Below are 16,025 nucleotides of genomic sequence, written 5' to 3' on the forward strand. Positions count from 1 at the left end.
TTGGGTTCCTACATAGCCCCGCTCAGGCGGTGTGATGCAGCCAGGCGGCGATGGCCAGCTGCAACTCGACATACGCCGGATAGAGGAAGAGATCGGCCAGCTCGGCAGGCCACTCGTCATGCTCGCCCGATTGGGCTTGCAGATGGGCTTGCAGGCTGGTCAGGGCGGGCAGCCAGGGCGTTGGTTGTGGCAGCGTGGCCGCACTGCGGACGATCAGATCAACTCCCTGACGCAAGGCGTCGAACGCCTGCTGTTGAACGCCTTCATCCTGCAGATGCTCCAGCCAGAGTTGTTCGTGATGCTGCCAGTGGCGCAGCCCCTCGCTTACCCCCGTTATGCCATTCATACCTTCATGCTCGACCAGCGCTTGCAGGGCCAGCGGTTTGCCAAGGCCTGCCAGCCGATAGCCGCGCTGGGCCTTGGATTGGGCGCCAAGGCGCAACCCGCCAAGCTTGGCGAGGTGTTGGGCCAGTGCAAACAGCGCCGTGGTATCGCCGGATTTGAGCTCCAGTTCCAGTTCGTTGATGGTGGTGCGGCCCTGACTGCCGACAATCTCTCCCTGATCCCAGGCCAGCTCAATCTCGGCGTTCTCGAAGGCGATCAACCAGTGGCGACGCAGGAAGTCGGTGCGAAACTGGGCGACCAGCTGCTGCTGGATGTGGTCGCGCTCGGTCAGGGTCGGCCAAATCTCATCGGGAAAGGCCGAGAGGGTCGGCAGATCGCCGCTGACGGGGGCGTTGTACTCGGGTCTGGCGTGCAGGCCGCCTACCACCTGACCGCGGCATTTGATGGTCTGTTCGGCGAAGGCATCGCAGCGGCGGATCCGCAACCCCATCTCCAGCTGGCGCAGGGCAAGGGTCGGCGTATCGAAATAGACGTTGCCGAGCTGCTGTCGGGAGGATTCCTTAATTTCAAGAGAATTCAGCAGGTTGGATAACGCGGTTTGAATGTCGCTGGCGACAAAAAACTTTATCTCGATCTCAGTTTGCATAGTCATTCCGGGCTGGCAGGCAACTTTGGGGGGCAGGATTCGGGTCGCGGGGATATAATGCCCGCGATACAACCAGATTAATTCGCGGTTTAATTGAGTGCGCAGTTCGGTTATCCTGCGCGCCTCATAAAATCGTATCGAGTGTTTTTTCACCGACACAGGTTTGGCCATGCCAGTAAATACTATTTTGGGGCTTTTTGCCAAGTCCCCCATCAAGCCGCTGCAGAAGCATATCGTCAAGGTTCACCAGTGCTCCCAGCAGTTGGTTCCTTTCTTTGATGCCGTTGCCGAAGACCGTTGGGAAGATGCCGAGCAGATCCGGCAGCAGATCGCCCAATTGGAAAAAGAGGCGGACATCCTCAAACGTGAAATTCGTCTGAAACTGCCTCGCGGCCTGTTTCTGCCGGTTGCGCGTACCGACCTGCTGGAGCTGTTGACCCAGCAAGACAAGATTGCCAACCGTGCCAAGGATATCTCCGGCCGCATGCTTGGCCGTCGCATGGAATTCCCCTCAGAAATGCGGGCGGATTTCATGGCTTACCTCAAACGTTGTATTGATGCGACCGCTCAGGCCGAGAAAGCGATCGGGGAGCTCGACGAGCTGCTCGAGACCGGCTTCAAAGGACGGGAAGTGGAAATGGTTGCCGAGATGATCCACCAGCTGGATCTGATCGAGGACGATACAGACACCATGCAGATCGGTCTGCGCCAACAGCTGCAAGCGGTTGAGCAGAAGTACAATCCGATTGATGTGATGTTCCTTTACAAGATCCTCGAATGGGTAGGTGACCTGGCAGATCAGGCCGAGCGTGTAGGCGCCCGTCTGGAACTGATGCTGGCTCGTTCGTAATCGACTGACTGGGTAAACACTATTAATGGACATTATCGCGAATTACGGCACCACTCTGGTGCTCGTGGCGGCCTTGTTCGGCTTTTTGATGGCCTGGGGCATTGGCGCGAATGACGTTGCCAACGCCATGGGCACATCGGTCGGCACCAAATCCCTGACCATCCGTCAGGCGATCATCATTGCCATGATCTTCGAGTTTGCCGGTGCCTATCTGGCCGGTGGCGAAGTGACGGCCACCATCCGTAACGGCATCATCGACAGCAATGCCTTTGTCGACAGCCCGGATCTGCTGGTGCTCGGTATGATCGCCTCCCTGCTGGCGGCGGGCGCCTGGTTGATCCTGGCCTCCTACTTCGGCTGGCCGGTCTCGACAACTCACTCCATCATCGGCGCCATCGTCGGTTTTGCGGTAGTGAGCATTGGCCCGGAAGCGGTGCAGTGGAGCAAGTTTGGCGGCATCGTGGGCTCCTGGGTCATCACCCCGGCCATCTCCGGTGTCATCGCCTACTTCATGTTCATCAGTGTTCAGAAGCTTATCTTCAACACCGATGATCCGCTGAACAATGCCAAGCGCTATGTGCCGTTTTACATGTTCCTGACTGCGCTGGTGATCTGTCTGGTGACCATCAAGAAGGGGCTGACCCACGTTGGTCTGCACCTGACCGATGGCGAGGGCATTCTGCTCTCCGTTGCCATCTCCATCGCAGTGGCCTTTGCCGGCTGGATCTACATTCGCGGCCAGAAGTACAACCCGCAGGATGACAGCAAGATGCACTTCGCCAACGTGGAGAAGGTGTTCGGCATCCTGATGGTGATCACCGCCTGTGCCATGGCCTTTGCCCACGGCTCCAACGACGTGGCGAACGCCATTGGCCCGCTCTCTGCGGTGGCCTCTATCGTGGCTTCCGGCGGCGAAATCGGCGGTAGCTCCCACATTGCCTGGTGGATCCTGCCGCTCGGCGGTATCGGTATCGTGATCGGTCTGGCGACCATGGGCGAGAAGGTGATGGCAACGGTCGGTACCGGCATCACTCACCTGACCCCGAGCCGTGGTTTCGCCGCCCAGCTGGCGACTGCCGCGACCGTGGTGATTGCCTCCGGCACCGGTCTGCCCATCTCCACCACCCAGACCCTGGTCGGTGCAGTCATGGGTGTGGGTCTGGCGCGCGGTATTGCGGCGCTGAATCTGGGTGTGCTGCGCAACATCGTAGTCTCCTGGGTCATCACCCTGCCTGCCGGTGCCATTCTGGCCATCGTCATCTTCTACGTGCTGCAGGCCTGCTTCTCCTAATCGAAGCGCCATTCAGCAAAAAGCCCGAGTCATCGACTCGGGCTTTTTTATTGTGCGCGGGAGCTGAGCTGCTCCCTTTGCATTATCTGCCTTAGAGGCTGGCGCAGATCTGCCACAGATCGTACTGGATAGCGGCGGCGGTCACTTCGCGACCCGCCCCCGGCCCCTGGATCACCAGCGGGTTGGTGCGGTAGCTGTCGCTCTCGATGGCGAAGATGTTGTCGCACGGCAACAGGTTCGCAAACGGGTGGTGGGGCTCCAGCGCCTCCAGCCCGACCCGCGCCTTGCCATCGTGCTCGAAGCGGGCCACGTAGCGCAACACCTTGCCAAGCCGCCTGGCCCCTTCGAAGGCGGTCTGGATCGGGCCATCCAGCTCTTTCAGCCGGTCCATGAACTGATCGGCGGTCACCTTGCGCAGCGGGACGGGCACCAGATTCTCCAGCTCGATATCGGCGGAGTCGAGTTCGAAGCCCGCTTCCCGCGCCAGAATGAGCAGCTTGCGGCGCACATCCTGACCGGAGAGATCTTCGCGGGGATCCGGCTCGGTCAGGCCGTGCTGCCACGCCTCATCCACCAGCTCGGAGAAGGGGCGGGTGCCGTCATACTGCTGGAACAGCCAGGAGAGGGTGCCGGAGAAAATACCCGAGACCCCCTGAATGCGGTCGCCGCTCTGGCGCAGCATCTGGATGCTGGACTGGATCGGCAGCCCGGCGCCCACGGTGGCGTTGTAGCGCCACTGCACCTGATGGTCGCGGCAGGTCTGCTTGATGCGCTGGTAGAACTCGCTGTCGGCGGCACCGGCAAACTTGTTGGCGGCGATGATGTGAATGCCGAGCTGGGCAAAGTCCGGGTAGTAGCGGCTCACCGTCTCGCTGGCGGTCATGTCCAGTGCAATCAGCGCATCGAAGCCGTGTTGCTCAAGCTGGGAGAGCAACTCCGGCCAGATCAGCGGTTTGGGGTTGAAGTTGTCCTGTACCTTGAGGGGGTTAAGCCCCTCTTCATCCAGCAGACCCCCTTCCGAGCTGAACACCCCGTAGAGGGTAAGCGCCAGATTGAGTTCATGTTCCAGCCGTGACTTTTCCCGGGCGTAGAGGCTCAGCCAGTGGCCGCCGATATTGCCCTTGCCGAACAGCACCAGACCGACCCGGGTCGGGCGACTGAACAGGGCGCTGTGCAGGGCGATCAGCAGCGGCTCCAGCACCACCTGACGCAGCACAGCCACCAGACTCAGGCCATCTCGGGCCACCTGGACGAACTCCAGCGGCTGATCCGCCAGCAGCTGATAGAAGCGGTGACACTGCTCGGCGTTGTCGGTGACACCGGCCCCCACCAGCGCCACCAGACTGTACCCCTCTTTCTGGATGAGGCCAGTGAAGCTCCCCTGCAACTGGAAGTCGCGCAGCAGCTCGAAGGCTCCTTGTGCCACTTCGAGGGTGTAGGCGAGGCGCAGGATCCGGCGATCCGGCTGGCGCTGCAGGGTGAGCGGGTTGAGGCGGTGACGAGCGAGATAAGCCTCGATGGTGGCCACGGTTTGTTCATAGTTGGTCTGCGGCAGCACCTTCAGCTCGATGAGTGCAATTTGATCTACCGAGGAGACGATGCGGGCGCCGCCGGAGCGCGGAGCGCGGCGCAGAATATGGGTACAGCCCTCGTCCGGGTTGTAGCTGCAGCGCAGAGTGAGGCGCTGGCGGCTGTCGGCCACCGGTTGCAGGGTGCGTGAGTGCAATACCGATGAGCCAAGGCGGGCCAGCTCGTTCGCTTCGGCCAGACTGAGACGCTCCAGCAGGCGCGCCTCCTTCACACGGCGCGGGTCGGCGCTGTAGACACCGGCCACGTCGCTCCAGATGGTGGTGGATTCACCGTCCGCCAGCAGCGCCAACAGGCTGGCGCTGTAGTCGGAGCCATTGCGACCGAGCAGCAGGGAGCGTCCCTCCATGTCGGCGGCGATAAAGCCGGTCACCACGATACGACCGGCGTGCTCGGCCAGTCGCGCCTTGAGCAGTTCGCTGGAGAGCGCGGTATCCACCTTGACCAGTGCGCCATCCTCGGCGCGCAGGAAGCTGCGGGCATCTAGCCAGATAGCCTTGTCGCCGCGGCTGGTGAGCAGCGCCGCCAGCAGGCGCGCCGACCACACCTCGCCAAAGGCGAGCAGGCCGTTGCGGGCGAAGCGGTCAAACTGCCCCTCCAGCGTCTTGGCGATCAGCTGCATGTCGTCGGCCAGCTGCTTGCTCAGGTCGAGCTGCAGTTCACCTTCCAGCAGGCCGTCGATCAGGCTCTGTTGATAGGCCTGCAGGGCCGAGATGGCTTCACCGGCGGCTTCATCCCCCGCTTCGGCCAGTTCAACCAGCTGGATCAGCCGGTTGGTGGTCTTGCCCGCGGCGGAGACCACGATCAGCTCATCCCCGCCCACCTGTTGTTCAACGATACTGGCGACCCGGCGATAACAGACCGGATCCGCCAGACTGCTGCCACCAAACTTGTGGACGTGACGTCGCTTCAATCCTGCTTCTGCTGCCACCGCGATCTCTCCTTGTTGCTGCTGTTCCATTACTTCGCTACCTGTTCTGCCTGCTGCGCCTGTTCAAAAGCCTGAGCCAGATCGGCCACCAGGTCTTCACCGTGTTCAATACCGACCGACAACCGCAGCAGCTGGCTGCTGATGCCTGCTGCCTGCTGCGCCGCCGGGGTCATGGCCCTGTGGGTCATGCTGGCCGGATGGGCCACCAGACTCTCCACCCCGCCGAGGGACTCGGCCACCGAGAAGAGGGTGAGGGCCGCAAGGAAGGCGCGAATGCCCGCCTCGCTGCAATCGAGTTCAAAACTTAGCATGGCGCCGAAGCCGGACTGTTGACGGCGCGCAATATCGTGGCCCGGATGGCTCGGCAGGCTGGGGTGATAGATGCGTTTCACCAGCGGCTGCTGTTGCAGGAAGGCGAGAATGCGGTCGGTGTTCTCCTGATGGGCGCGCAATCTGGGGGCCAGGGTGCGCAGGCCGCGCAGGGTGAGGTAGGAGTCGAACGCCCCGGAGGTGAGCCCAAGACAGTTGGCCCACCACACCAAGGATTCGGCCAGTGCCGCCTCTTTGGCGATCGCCACTCCGCCCACCACGTCGGAGTGACCGTTGATGTATTTGGTGGTGGAGTGCACCACCACATCGGCACCGAGGGCCAGCGGCTGTTGCAACAGGGGGGAGAGGAAGGTGTTGTCCACCACCACCTGCGCACCCACCTCGTGGGCGGCGCTGGCGATGGCGCTGATATCCACCACCCGCAGCAGCGGGTTGGAGGGGGTCTCGACCCATACCAGCGCAGGCTTTTGCGCCAATGCGGCGGCCAGTGCGGCCCCGTCACCCTGATCGACAAACTGCACCCGGTAGTGGCCCTTGGCCGCCAGATACTCGAACAGACGCCAGGTGCCGCCGTAGCAGTCGTGGGGGGCGATCAGCAGATCCCCCGCCTTGAGCAGGGCGGTAGTGACCAGATGGACGGCGCCCATGCCGGTGCCGGTGACCACGGCGCCGGCGCCCCCTTCCAGCGCCGCCAGCGCGTCCGCCAGATTGGTGCGGGTCGGATTGCCGGAGCGGGCATAATCGTATTGACGGGGCTCGCCAAAGTCGGCAAAGGTGTAGTTGCTGGAGAGGTAGATGGGGGGCACCACGGCACCGTGCTGTGTGTCTGTCTCAATCCCGGTGCGAACCGCCAGGGTGGCCTTGTGGGTCATGTTACTCTCTCCTTGAACTGTCTCTGGGCGATGGCTGCGTTGCCTGCGCCACGGCGATCCTGCCATTACTGGCCTATGGTGAACCACCTTACGCCAGCGCAAAAAAGCCGTCAACACTTCCAGACGTCTAAATGGCTTTGCTGTTGGATTGCCATTAATTTCCTTAAGGGTTAAAATCCGCGCTCACGGCTAAATGAGAACAGGTGAGTCATGGGAACAGAGTGGAACGGCGACTACGTCAGCCCCTACGCGGAACACGGTAAGAAGAGCGAACAGGTCAAGAAGATTACCGTCTCGATCCCGCTCAAGGTGTTGAAAGTGTTGACCGATGAGCGCACCCGCCGTCAGGTGAACAACCTGCGTCATGCGACCAACAGCGAGCTGCTCTGTGAAGCCTTCCTGCACGCTTTCACCGGCCAGCCGCTCCCTTGCGACGAAGACTTGCGCAAGGATCATCCGGATAGCGTCCCCGCCGAAGCGCGCGCCATCATGGAAGCGCTGGGCAAAGAGATCGAAGATTTCGACAAAGAGTAAGCGATTTGCCATGCACAAGAGGCGACCCTGGGGTCGCCTCTTGTCGTTTCAACGGCCCCGTTTACGGGGCTGTGATTATTTCAGCAGGCTGAAGATCAGCGCCGATACCGCCAGCGAACCGGTCAGCAGGATAAAGCCGTTGGTCCAGCCGTGACGGAAGCGGGCCAGCGCCTCCACCTTGTAGATGGCAATGACCGGCATGATGAACAGGATCATGGCGATGACCGGGCCGGAGAGGGTCTCCATCAGCCCCAGAATGCCCGGGTTGATGACGGCGGCACCCCAGATGGCGAAGAACATCAGGGCGATGCCCAGCTTGTCCGCCTTGGCCAGCGGCAGGCCGGTGGGCTTGGCGATCAGGCTTTTCAGGCTCTCACGGGCACCGAGGAAGTGGCCTAGGAAGGAGGAGCTGATGGCGATAAAGGCGATCAGCGGCCCCAGAGTCACGATCACCGGGTTGTCGGTGATGTTGGCGAGATAGGAGAGTACCGAGACGTTCTGGGCTTTGGCTTCAGCCAGCTGGGTGGGCGAGAGGCTCAGCACGCAGGAGAAGACGAAGAACAGCACGAAGCCCACCAGCATCACTGTGGTGTTGCGCAGGATCAGGCCGCTCTTGGCTTCCGCCTGCTCGCCATACTCACGGCGCTGCACGTTGGCAAAGCCGGAGATGGCGGCGGCGTGGCTGAAGGCGAACACGGTGACCGGCAGCGCCAGCCAGACGGTATTGAGGAAGCTGACCCCTTCAAACGCGGTCACTTCCGGCCACTGCCACTGGGGAATGAGATAGCAGGAGAGCGCCGCCAGAATAGCCGCCAGCGGATAGACCATAAAGGCGAAGGCGCGCAGCATCGCTTTCTCACCCGCCAGCATCACGGCGATCATGGCGAACACCAGCACGCCGGAGAGCATCACCCGATCCGGGGTTGCCATGCCGAGCTGGTTGACCATGAAGCTCTCCACCGTGTTGGTCAGCCCGACCCCGTAGATGAGCAGGATCGGGAAGATGGAGAGGAAGTAGAGCGCCGAGATGAGGCGACCGGCCATCTTGCCGAAATGCTCCTCCGCCACTTCGGTGAAGTCGGCGTGGGGGCGTGAAGAGGAGAGCACGAAGCGCGCCAGCCCGCGGTGGGCGAGGAAGGTCATGGGGCCCGCCAGTACCGCAACGATGACGAGGGGCCAGATCCCGCCCAGACCCAGATTGATGGGCAGGAACAGGATGCCGGCGCCAACGGCGGTGCCAAACAGGCTGATAACCCAGTGGGTGTCGTGACGGCGCCAGCGGGTGGTGCTGGCCGTGGTGGAGCAGGAACCGGATAGCTCCTTGGTAGCCTCTACAGATAAACTCATTACTAATTCACTTTTTGTCAGTGTTTTAATCTGAGTTCATTGTGGTTTATCGGGATTTAATTCTCAAAAAGCGAGACTGAAACATATCACTGCCATTGCAGGCTTTAGCCAGTGAGATTGGGAATGGAATCTGGATCACGGAATGCAACAAAACTGAAATTAATCTATTTTGCAAAATATAAAACCAAAATTTGATCTGGTCTCATTTTTTTATTTTGGCTAATTAGGTGTTTTCAGGATTACATGAAAAACAGCACCATTTCTCACCGACCGATTGTGATGTTTCACTATCATTTTGCTGCTTTGCCAGCGTATCACGCTGTTCAAAAGCGCCTTGGGTAGCGGATCACACCGGCCATCACCCCGGACCACGACTCTGAAAAAGCAGGCGGCCATCGGGCCGCCTGCTTGTCTGGTGTGGTGACATCGCTATCCGTCTAGTGAGCCAGAATGCTGCCCCAGGCGAGATCCGGATCTCCCATCACGATAAAGTCCGGGTTCTCCAGCGACTCTGTTTCGTTGTAGCTGAGTGGCTGCAACGCCAGGCTGAGGATACGGCCACCGGCCGCCTCGACGATGCACTGGGCGGCGGCGGTATCCCACTCGCCGGTGGGGCCGAGCCGCACGTAGCAATCGGCTGCCCCTTCCGCCACCAGACAGGATTTGAGGGAGCTGGAACCAAGCGGGATCAGCTCGTAGTTGATGGCCGGGTTGAGACGGCGGGTGAGGTTCTCCAGCTTCTGGCGGCGGCTGATGGCGACCACCAGCGAGTCGGGCTGATCATGCTCGTGGTGCATGGCGCTGATGGGCAGCACCTCGCCGTTCACCTCCTTGAAGGCGCCGTAGCCGCGCACCGCCCAGTAGAGCACGTTGGACTCGGGGGCATAGATGACTCCGAGCACTGGCACATTGTCCCGCACCAGGGCGATCAGGGTGGCGAAGTCGCCGCTGCCCGCGATAAATTCGCCAGTGCCGTCGAGGGGATCCACCAGCCAATACTGCCGCCAGTTGGATCGCTGGCTGAAGGGGATGTCGGCCGCCTCTTCGGTCAGCACCGGCACATGGGGGGTGAGCGCCGACAGTGCCTGTTTGAGGTAGGCATCGGCAGCAAGATCGGCACTGGTGACCGGGGTCGCATCCTCCTTCAGCTGACGCTCGAACTGACCGCCGTGATAGATGTCGTGAAGGATCCTTCCGGCTTCGCGGGCAATCTCCTTGACCCCCGGCACCCAGGCCAACAACTCCTGCATCTCGTTATCCTCTGTCTGTTAACTGCCCGTCTGCGGGCTACTCTGCCTGCTCCGCCAGCCACTTCTGGGCCAAGAGCAGGGCACTGATGCTACGCGACTCGGTGAAGTCGGGTCGTGCCAGCAATTCGTCGATCCGGTTGAGGGGCCAGGGGATCACCTCGAGGGGCTCAGGCTCGTCGCCGATCCGTTGCTCGGGGAAGAGATCCCGGGCCAGCAAGATATCCATCCGGCTGGAGAAGTAACCGGGCGCCAGCGACACCTGCTTGAGCAGGGTCAGGTTATTGGCGCCAAAGCCCGCTTCTTCCATCAGCTCCCGGTTGCCCGCCTCGAAGGCGTTCTCGCCCGGGTCGATCAGCCCCTTGGGAAAGCCCAGCTCATAGGAGTGGGTGCCCGCGGCGTATTCGCGCACCAGCAGCAGGGTGTGGGCGTCGAACAGCGGCACCACCATGACGGCGCCCCGGTTACCGCCGCGCATCCGCTCGTAGACCCGCTCTTCGCCGTTGGAGAACTTGAGGTGTAGCGATTCCACCTTGAACAGTCGGCTCTCGGCCACGATATCGGCCTTGAGGATCTCCGGCTTGCTCTTGGGGTGATCCAGTTGGTCGGCTGAGATGTGCTCGGGTTTGCTCTTGTGGGGGTCGCTCATCGGACGCTGGCTGCTCGTTAAAAAATCGTGCTTCAAGAGTAAACGACTCTCACACCGAACACCACGGGCCAGGGAGGGCAAAAGGGGAGGAAAAATCCGCTATACTGCCGCTCCATTTCTTTCGCGACACCGAGATCAAGAGGCCCGATGCCACACTCCCGCTCCACCACCTTGCCCTGGCACCAGATAGATACCGTCTTGCTCGATATGGATGGCACCCTGATCGATCTCCATTTTGACAACCACCTCTGGCAACAGCTGGTGCCGGAGCGTTATGCCGAGCGGCGCGGTCTGCCGCTGGATGAGGCAAAGGCGCAGATCGAGGTGCACTATCAGGCGGTCAACGGCACCCTCAACTGGTACTGCGTGGATTACTGGAGCGAGACCCTGGGGCTCGACATTCGCGCCCTCAAGCAGGAGTTGCTGGCGAAGATCCAGTGGCGTCCTCACGCCATCCCCTTTCTGGCCGAGCTGCGTGCCGCGGGCAAGCAACTGGTGCTTTTCACCAATGCGCACCCAGCCAGCCTGTCGGTGAAGGATGCGCAGCTCGGCCTTGCCGAGCATCTGGATCTGATGGTGAGCACCCACGAGCTGGGCTGGTCGAAGGAGAGCCAGCACTGCTGGCAGGCGCTGGCACAGCGGCTGGCGTTCGATCCGGCCCGCACCCTGTTTGTGGATGACAGCGAGCGGATCCTGCGAGCAGCTGCCGACTATGGCATCGGCTATCAGTTGGCGATCCAGAATCCCGACAGTTGCAAGCCCGAGCAGAGCATTACCGCTTTCCCGGCGATCCGCGACTATGCCGAATTGTTGCCGTTAGCAATCTGAGTCAGCAGAAACGACAGAGGGCTGCATCATGCAGCCCTCTTTCTTTGATTTGAATTTTGTTTATCTGACGCCTGATGGCGAAAAATCACAGTTCCCGAAATGGGCGCCGTTTCTCTTCCTCTATGACGATCGCCTCCAGATTGGCGACCCGCTCCTGCAGCTCCCGGATGACCAGATCCTGCTTGCCGAGGCGGTCGGTGATGCGGGCATCCCCCATCTGGTAGCGCGCCCGCTTGCCGAGATATCCGAACAATACGCTGATAAATACGATCAGGACTATGCCTGTCCACATGGTCATGTCACGACTCCTTGTCGATATCAATATGGTCGTCATAAACGGCGAAAACGCTGATGGATCCGCTCTGTTTTCTCACAGCCGTCGGGCGGCCGCAATGGGGCCCATTGTCCCTTTGTGACGCAGACAGCTATTGCTGCCAGAGGGGGCGGCCAAGCCAGAGCGCCCACAGGGTCAGGTGCAGCAGCACGATAAACCAGAAGACCAGCCGGTAGCTGCGCTTCTGGGTCTTGTGGCGCAGCCACTGGCGGGCCACCAGCGCCCCCGGCCAGCCGCCGCACAGCTCCAGCAGATGGAGCCTCGATTCGGGAATGCGCCACTCACCGCGCACCGCCTGCCGTTTGTCCCAGGCGTAGGCGGCCACCGTCAGCAGGCTCATGGTGAGCAGCATGGCCAGCGGCCACCACTGCTGCTCGCCGAGCCCGAGCCAGAGGACGGCGCCCAGTGGCAGCAGCGCCAGTACCATCATTGGGCCAGCTCCCAGCAGCGCTCCTCATCCTGCTTGAGGGTGCGGATCACCCTGGCCGGATTGCCCACCGCTACCGAGTCGGCCGGGATGTCGCGGGTCACCACGGCGCCCGCGCCAATGATGGATCGTGGCCCTATGGTGACGCCGGGGCAGATAATGGCGCCGCCGCCAATCCAGCAGTCGTCACCGATCCGCACCGGCTTGTTGTAGGCAGTCCAGTTGCGCCGCTCCAGATAGTTCATGGTGTGGGTGGCGGTGTAGATCTGCACGTTGGGGGCCAGCAGCACATGGCTGCCGATGTGCACTTCGCCTACATCGAGAATGGTGACGTTGAAGTTGAAGAAGGTCTTCTCGCCGATATGGATGTTGCGGCCAAACTCGCAGGTAAACGGCGTGCTGATCCAGCAGGAGTCGGGGCAGTGGCCGAAAAGCTCGCGGCAGATCTGCTGGCGCAGAGGGCCATCACCTGCAGGTGAACCATTGAGTTTGGCCAGCAGCGCCTGACCGCGGATCCGGTCGTTGGCTATCTCCTCGCTCTGGCTATCCAGTGCCCCGCCTGCCAGTACCTTGTCCCAGTCGCTCGCCATTACTACCTCCTCATGCTGCAAGAGCAGGCAGTATACGTGACTGTCAGGGGCGCCGTCAGTCTGTCACTTGTTGCAGGTGATCCCCGTCAACCTGCGGGCCAGACGAGGGGCAGGATCAGCAGGGCCGAGACGAAGTAGGGGAGCAGCACCCGCAGTCCCAGCCGGCGGCCGCCGATACCGAGGGCCAGCAACCCCTTCACCAGCGAGTTGACCAGCCCGGCTAGCAGGATTCCGCGGGCCGCCACCTCCAGCGCCAGCTCCTTGTGGGAAAGCTGGGAGAGCGACAGCGTGATGGCGTCCACATCTGTGATCCCCGACACCAGCGACAGCAGATAGACCCCGGAGTTGCCCACCTTGTCTTGCAGCAGCGTTGCCATAAAGCCGATCAGCGCCAGCAGCAGGCCGAACTTGATGGCGGTGGCCAGATCGAGCGGGTTGCTGGTTTCCGGTTTTACCGGGCCGTCGGTCAGCTCCTCGCGCTGACGCCAGAACCAGAAGGCAAAGCCGTAGACTGTGGTGGCCAGCAGCAACAGGGGGGCGACGAGGCGCATCGCCAGTTCGCTGTGAATGAGCAGCACCAGCACCAGCAACCGCAACCACATGGTGGCCCCCGCCAGCAGGATGCCGGTGGCCAGCAGCCGCTCCAGCCCGCCCTGCTCCTTGTTAAGGCGGGCAAACTGCAGGGTGAGGGCGGTGGAGGAGGCCAGCCCGGCCAGTATGCTGGTGAGCACCAGCCCGGAGCGGGTGCCGAGCAGCCGCACCGCGAAGTGGCCACAAAACGAGATGCCGGCGATCACCACCACCATCAGCCAGATCTTGAAGGGGTTGAAGGCATCGAGGGGCCCCATCTCCTCGTTGGGCAGCACCGGCAGCAGCACCAGCGAGATAAGCAGAAAACGCAGGGTGGCGTGGAATTCGGTTTCACTGAGAAACAGCATCCCCTGCTGGATCTGCCCCTTCAAGCCCATCAACAGGGCGGCCAGTACGGCGCAGGCGACCGCCTCGCTCGGGCTGAGCAGCACCGACATCAGGCCGAGCAGGTAGGTGAGCAGCATGGCCACCGAGCTGGTGAGGCCGAACTCCCCCTGCCAGCGCTGGGCCAGCCAGACCGAGAGGCCGCAGCCGGTTACCACCGCCAGCAGGCCGAGCAGCGGTAGCCAGGGGCCCAGGGTGGGCAACAGCAAACCGCACACCCCGCCGAGCAGGCCGATAAGGCCGTAGGTCCGCATCCCGGCGATGCGCTGGTTATCCCCCAGCTGGCGTACCTGCCAGCCCCGCTCCAGCCCGATGATAAGGCCGATGGCCAGCGAGACCAGGGCTCCGTTGACGGGTTCGGCATTGATCCACATGGCGGCTTCCTTTTCGCGTTGTTGCTGCCTGATCCCATGATGGCACAGGGCGTAAGGAGGCAGAGGGGCATGGCTCACAGAGTCTGCGTCCGGCTCCCGGTGCAAGTGGCTGATATGAGCAAAAGAGATAAGCAAAGAGTTATTTCTTCCTTCTGGGCATAACAACTCCACGGCATGCTGTTCTCAACCCAACAAGATATGGAGAATCACCATGAAACTGCGAATGACCGCCCTGACCCTGCTCTCCCTGCTGGCATTTGGCCAGGCCAATGCCGCCGAGATCCGTTTGCTCAACGTCTCTTACGATCCGACCCGCGAGCTGTTTCAGGAGTACAACGCCGCCTTTGCCAAGGAGTGGAAGGCGAAGACCGGCGACGACGTGGTGGTGAGCCAGTCTCACGGTGGCTCCGGTAAACAGGCCCGCGCCGTAGTGGATGGACTGGAGGCTGACGTGGTGTCGCTGGCGCTCGCCTACGACGTCAATGCCGTCGCAAAGGCGGGATTGACCGCCGCCGACTGGCAGAGCCGCCTTGGCAACAACGCGGCGCCCTATACCTCTACCATCGTCTTCCTGGTGCGCAAGGGCAACCCCAAGCAGATCAAGGATTGGGACGATCTGGTGCGCAAGGATGTCGCCATCGTCACCCCCAACCCCAAGACCTCCGGCGGTGCCCGTTGGAACTATCTGGCCGCCTGGGGTTACGCCCTGAAGAAGAGTGGCAGTGAAGAGGGGGCCAAGCAGTTTGTCGGCGATCTCTTCAAGAACGTGAAAGTGCTGGACTCCGGCGCTCGCGGTGCCACCACCAGCTTTACCGAGCGCGGGCTCGGTGACGTGCTGCTGGCGTGGGAGAACGAAGCCCTGCTGGTGCTCGGTCAGGCGGGGGCCAGCGACAAGTTCGAGCTGGTGGTGCCTTCGGTCTCCATACTGGCGGAGCCGCCGGTTGCGGTGGTGGACAAGGTGGCCAGGAAGCACGGTACCGAGGCGGTCTCCAAGGCCTATCTCGATTATCTCTACTCTGACGAGGGGCAGCATATTGTCGCCAAACATCACTATCGCCCCAGCAACCCGGCGATCCTGAAGGAGACGGCGGCCCAGTTCCCGAAACTTGCCCTCTTTACCGTCAAGGATCTGGAAGGGGATTGGGAGAAGGCCCAGAAGAAGCACTTCGCCCAGGGCGGTCTGTTTGACCAGATCTATCAACCGGGTGGCTGAGGCTGACCAGCACTTATCCCATCTTTAGCACTGGCCCCTGTGCCAGCCGATAGGAGCACCAAGATGAACAAGATCCTCCTGGTTCCCGGTCTGCACAACAGCGGGCCGGATCACTGGCAGAGCCGCTGGCACGATCACTTTCCCCACTGGCAGCGGATGACCGGGCTGCCGTGGGACAAGCCGGACCTCAGGGTCTGGAGTGCCAAGCTGGCGAGCAAGCTGAAGAGTCGCCGCAGCCGGGTCCATCTGGTGGCCCACTCCTTCGGCGCGCTGACCGCCATCGCGGCGGCCCGCTTGCAGCCGGAGAAGGTGGCCTCGATCTTTCTGGTGGCCCCCGCCGATCCCGCCCGTTTTGGCATTGCGGATGAGGTATTGGCCGGGCCGCTGCAGGTGTCGGCCCAGTTGGTGGCCAGCCGCAACGATCCCTGGATGAGCTTTGAACGTGCCGAATACTGGAGTCGTCAGTGGCAGGTGCCGCTGTTTGATGCCGGTGAGGCGGGCCATATCAATGCCCAGTCCGGTCATGGGGACTGGCATCAAGGGCTGCATTTGCTGGGTGCTCTCTATCGCCGTGGCGAGTTGGTGGTGGCTCCGGTCAAGGCCGCATCGCCCCGGCCGGTCGTACTGGGCTTTCGCTAGGTATCTGTGAAGTGGT

General features: G+C 61.7%; 16 protein-coding genes. 6 read left to right on the forward strand and 10 right to left on the reverse strand.

Going from position 1 to position 16,025, the window contains the following annotated elements; genetic code table 11:
• Nucleotides 1-22: 22 nt before the first annotated feature.
• A complete protein-coding gene (locus tag I6G90_RS18300; RefSeq protein WP_197928618.1) occupies nucleotides 23-991 on the reverse strand; it encodes a CYTH domain-containing protein in 969 nt (322 codons plus the stop codon).
• A 169-nt stretch (nucleotides 992-1,160) separates the two neighbouring features.
• On the opposite strand from I6G90_RS18300, the gene I6G90_RS18305 reads away from it, so the two are divergent.
• The gene (locus tag I6G90_RS18305; protein ID WP_042059563.1) at nucleotides 1,161-1,841 is read left to right on the forward strand and encodes a TIGR00153 family protein; all 681 of its coding nucleotides are present in this window, start codon (nucleotides 1,161-1,163) and stop codon (nucleotides 1,839-1,841) included.
• A 25-nt stretch (nucleotides 1,842-1,866) separates the two neighbouring features.
• Nucleotides 1,867-3,132, forward strand: coding sequence for an inorganic phosphate transporter (locus I6G90_RS18310; protein WP_042658053.1), 1,266 nt, complete (start codon nucleotides 1,867-1,869; stop codon nucleotides 3,130-3,132).
• A 91-nt stretch (nucleotides 3,133-3,223) separates the two neighbouring features.
• Here the strand turns inward: I6G90_RS18310 and I6G90_RS18315 are convergent, their stop codons facing one another.
• Both I6G90_RS18315 and metB read right to left on the reverse strand, forming a co-directional pair.
• Nucleotides 3,224-5,680: a bifunctional aspartate kinase/homoserine dehydrogenase II gene (locus I6G90_RS18315; protein WP_197928619.1), complete on the reverse strand. Its 2,457-nt coding sequence runs from the start codon at nucleotides 5,678-5,680 to the stop codon at nucleotides 3,224-3,226.
• Nucleotides 5,680-6,852, reverse strand: coding sequence for a cystathionine gamma-synthase (gene metB, locus I6G90_RS18320; RefSeq protein ID WP_197928620.1), 1,173 nt, complete (start codon nucleotides 6,850-6,852; stop codon nucleotides 5,680-5,682). Before metB ends, I6G90_RS18315 begins: the two co-directional genes overlap by 1 nt.
• A gap of 210 nt (nucleotides 6,853-7,062) precedes the next feature.
• Here metB and metJ point away from each other — a divergent pair, with 210 nt between their 5' ends.
• Nucleotides 7,063-7,386: a met regulon transcriptional regulator MetJ gene (gene metJ, locus I6G90_RS18325; RefSeq protein ID WP_005343046.1), complete on the forward strand. Its 324-nt coding sequence runs from the start codon at nucleotides 7,063-7,065 to the stop codon at nucleotides 7,384-7,386.
• Between the two features lie 75 nt (nucleotides 7,387-7,461).
• On the opposite strand, the gene I6G90_RS18330 is transcribed toward metJ, so the two are convergent.
• The 3 genes from I6G90_RS18330 to nudE all read right to left on the reverse strand — a co-directional run bounded on the left by I6G90_RS18330 (nucleotide 7,462) and on the right by nudE (nucleotide 10,629).
• Entirely contained in the window at nucleotides 7,462-8,733 is a 1,272-nt protein-coding gene (locus tag I6G90_RS18330) for an aromatic amino acid transport family protein (protein ID WP_197928621.1), read from the reverse strand.
• Between the two features lie 437 nt (nucleotides 8,734-9,170).
• Complete coding sequence (gene cysQ / locus I6G90_RS18335) at nucleotides 9,171-9,983, reverse strand: 3'(2'),5'-bisphosphate nucleotidase CysQ (RefSeq protein WP_042053272.1); 813 nt, start codon at nucleotides 9,981-9,983, stop codon at nucleotides 9,171-9,173.
• 37 nt (nucleotides 9,984-10,020) lie between these two features.
• On the reverse strand, nucleotides 10,021-10,629 hold the full coding sequence (gene nudE, locus I6G90_RS18340; protein ID WP_042059576.1) for an ADP compounds hydrolase NudE: 609 nt from the start codon (nucleotides 10,627-10,629) through the stop codon (nucleotides 10,021-10,023).
• Between the two features lie 147 nt (nucleotides 10,630-10,776).
• On the opposite strand from nudE, the gene yrfG reads away from it, so the two are divergent.
• Nucleotides 10,777-11,457: a GMP/IMP nucleotidase gene (gene yrfG, locus I6G90_RS18345; RefSeq protein ID WP_197928622.1), complete on the forward strand. Its 681-nt coding sequence runs from the start codon at nucleotides 10,777-10,779 to the stop codon at nucleotides 11,455-11,457.
• Nucleotides 11,458-11,542: 85 nt separating this feature from the next.
• Here yrfG and I6G90_RS18350 read toward each other — a convergent pair whose 3' ends face one another.
• From I6G90_RS18350 to I6G90_RS18365, 4 genes are all read right to left on the reverse strand, one after another.
• On the reverse strand, nucleotides 11,543-11,755 hold the full coding sequence (locus I6G90_RS18350) for a hypothetical protein (RefSeq protein WP_005348798.1): 213 nt from the start codon (nucleotides 11,753-11,755) through the stop codon (nucleotides 11,543-11,545).
• 127 nt (nucleotides 11,756-11,882) lie between these two features.
• Nucleotides 11,883-12,221 (reverse strand): DUF1294 domain-containing protein, encoded by a 339-nt coding sequence (locus tag I6G90_RS18355; RefSeq protein ID WP_197928623.1) that lies wholly within the window; start codon nucleotides 12,219-12,221, stop codon nucleotides 11,883-11,885.
• Complete coding sequence (locus I6G90_RS18360) at nucleotides 12,218-12,808, reverse strand: sugar O-acetyltransferase (protein ID WP_197928624.1); 591 nt, start codon at nucleotides 12,806-12,808, stop codon at nucleotides 12,218-12,220. Before I6G90_RS18360 ends, I6G90_RS18355 begins: the two co-directional genes overlap by 4 nt.
• A gap of 86 nt (nucleotides 12,809-12,894) precedes the next feature.
• Nucleotides 12,895-14,157, reverse strand: a complete 1,263-nt coding sequence (locus tag I6G90_RS18365; protein ID WP_197928626.1) for an MgtC/SapB family protein — start codon at nucleotides 14,155-14,157, stop codon at nucleotides 12,895-12,897.
• 211 nt (nucleotides 14,158-14,368) lie between these two features.
• Between I6G90_RS18365 and I6G90_RS18370 the strand changes: the two genes are divergently transcribed.
• Complete coding sequence (locus I6G90_RS18370) at nucleotides 14,369-15,370, forward strand: sulfate ABC transporter substrate-binding protein (RefSeq protein ID WP_058053896.1); 1,002 nt, start codon at nucleotides 14,369-14,371, stop codon at nucleotides 15,368-15,370.
• 63 nt (nucleotides 15,371-15,433) lie between these two features.
• Nucleotides 15,434-16,009 carry an RBBP9/YdeN family alpha/beta hydrolase gene (locus I6G90_RS18375; RefSeq protein WP_197928628.1) on the forward strand — a complete coding sequence of 192 codons (576 nt, stop codon included), beginning with the start codon at nucleotides 15,434-15,436 and terminating at the stop codon, nucleotides 16,007-16,009.
• Nucleotides 16,010-16,025: the final 16 nt, after the last annotated feature.

Origin of the sequence: Aeromonas allosaccharophila, from assembly GCF_016026615.1 — a bacterium.
In the GTDB taxonomy this organism is placed as follows: domain Bacteria; phylum Pseudomonadota; class Gammaproteobacteria; order Enterobacterales; family Aeromonadaceae; genus Aeromonas; species Aeromonas allosaccharophila.

Bases quoted from the DNA above. Each gene is read 5' to 3' on its own strand.
- I6G90_RS18330 (WP_197928621.1), bottom strand. From the start codon at position 8,733: ATGAGTTTATCTGTAGAGGCTACCAAGGAGCTATCCGGTTCCTGCTCC.
- I6G90_RS18315 (WP_197928619.1), bottom strand. From the start codon at position 5,680: ATGGAACAGCAGCAACAAGGAGAGATCGCGGTGGCAGCAGAAGCAGGA.
- cysQ (WP_042053272.1), bottom strand. From the start codon at position 9,983: ATGCAGGAGTTGTTGGCCTGGGTGCCGGGGGTCAAGGAGATTGCCCGC.
- I6G90_RS18300 (WP_197928618.1), bottom strand. From the start codon at position 991: ATGCAAACTGAGATCGAGATAAAGTTTTTTGTCGCCAGCGACATTCAA.
- I6G90_RS18375 (WP_197928628.1), top strand. From the start codon at position 15,434: ATGAACAAGATCCTCCTGGTTCCCGGTCTGCACAACAGCGGGCCGGAT.
- I6G90_RS18365 (WP_197928626.1), bottom strand. From the start codon at position 14,157: ATGTGGATCAATGCCGAACCCGTCAACGGAGCCCTGGTCTCGCTGGCC.
- yrfG (WP_197928622.1), top strand. From the start codon at position 10,777: ATGCCACACTCCCGCTCCACCACCTTGCCCTGGCACCAGATAGATACC.
- I6G90_RS18360 (WP_197928624.1), bottom strand. From the start codon at position 12,808: ATGGCGAGCGACTGGGACAAGGTACTGGCAGGCGGGGCACTGGATAGC.
- I6G90_RS18310 (WP_042658053.1), top strand. From the start codon at position 1,867: ATGGACATTATCGCGAATTACGGCACCACTCTGGTGCTCGTGGCGGCC.
- nudE (WP_042059576.1), bottom strand. From the start codon at position 10,629: ATGAGCGACCCCCACAAGAGCAAACCCGAGCACATCTCAGCCGACCAA.
- I6G90_RS18355 (WP_197928623.1), bottom strand. From the start codon at position 12,221: ATGATGGTACTGGCGCTGCTGCCACTGGGCGCCGTCCTCTGGCTCGGG.
- I6G90_RS18305 (WP_042059563.1), top strand. From the start codon at position 1,161: ATGCCAGTAAATACTATTTTGGGGCTTTTTGCCAAGTCCCCCATCAAG.
- I6G90_RS18370 (WP_058053896.1), top strand. From the start codon at position 14,369: ATGAAACTGCGAATGACCGCCCTGACCCTGCTCTCCCTGCTGGCATTT.
- metB (WP_197928620.1), bottom strand. From the start codon at position 6,852: ATGACCCACAAGGCCACCCTGGCGGTTCGCACCGGGATTGAGACAGAC.
- metJ (WP_005343046.1), top strand. From the start codon at position 7,063: ATGGGAACAGAGTGGAACGGCGACTACGTCAGCCCCTACGCGGAACAC.
- I6G90_RS18350 (WP_005348798.1), bottom strand. From the start codon at position 11,755: ATGACCATGTGGACAGGCATAGTCCTGATCGTATTTATCAGCGTATTG.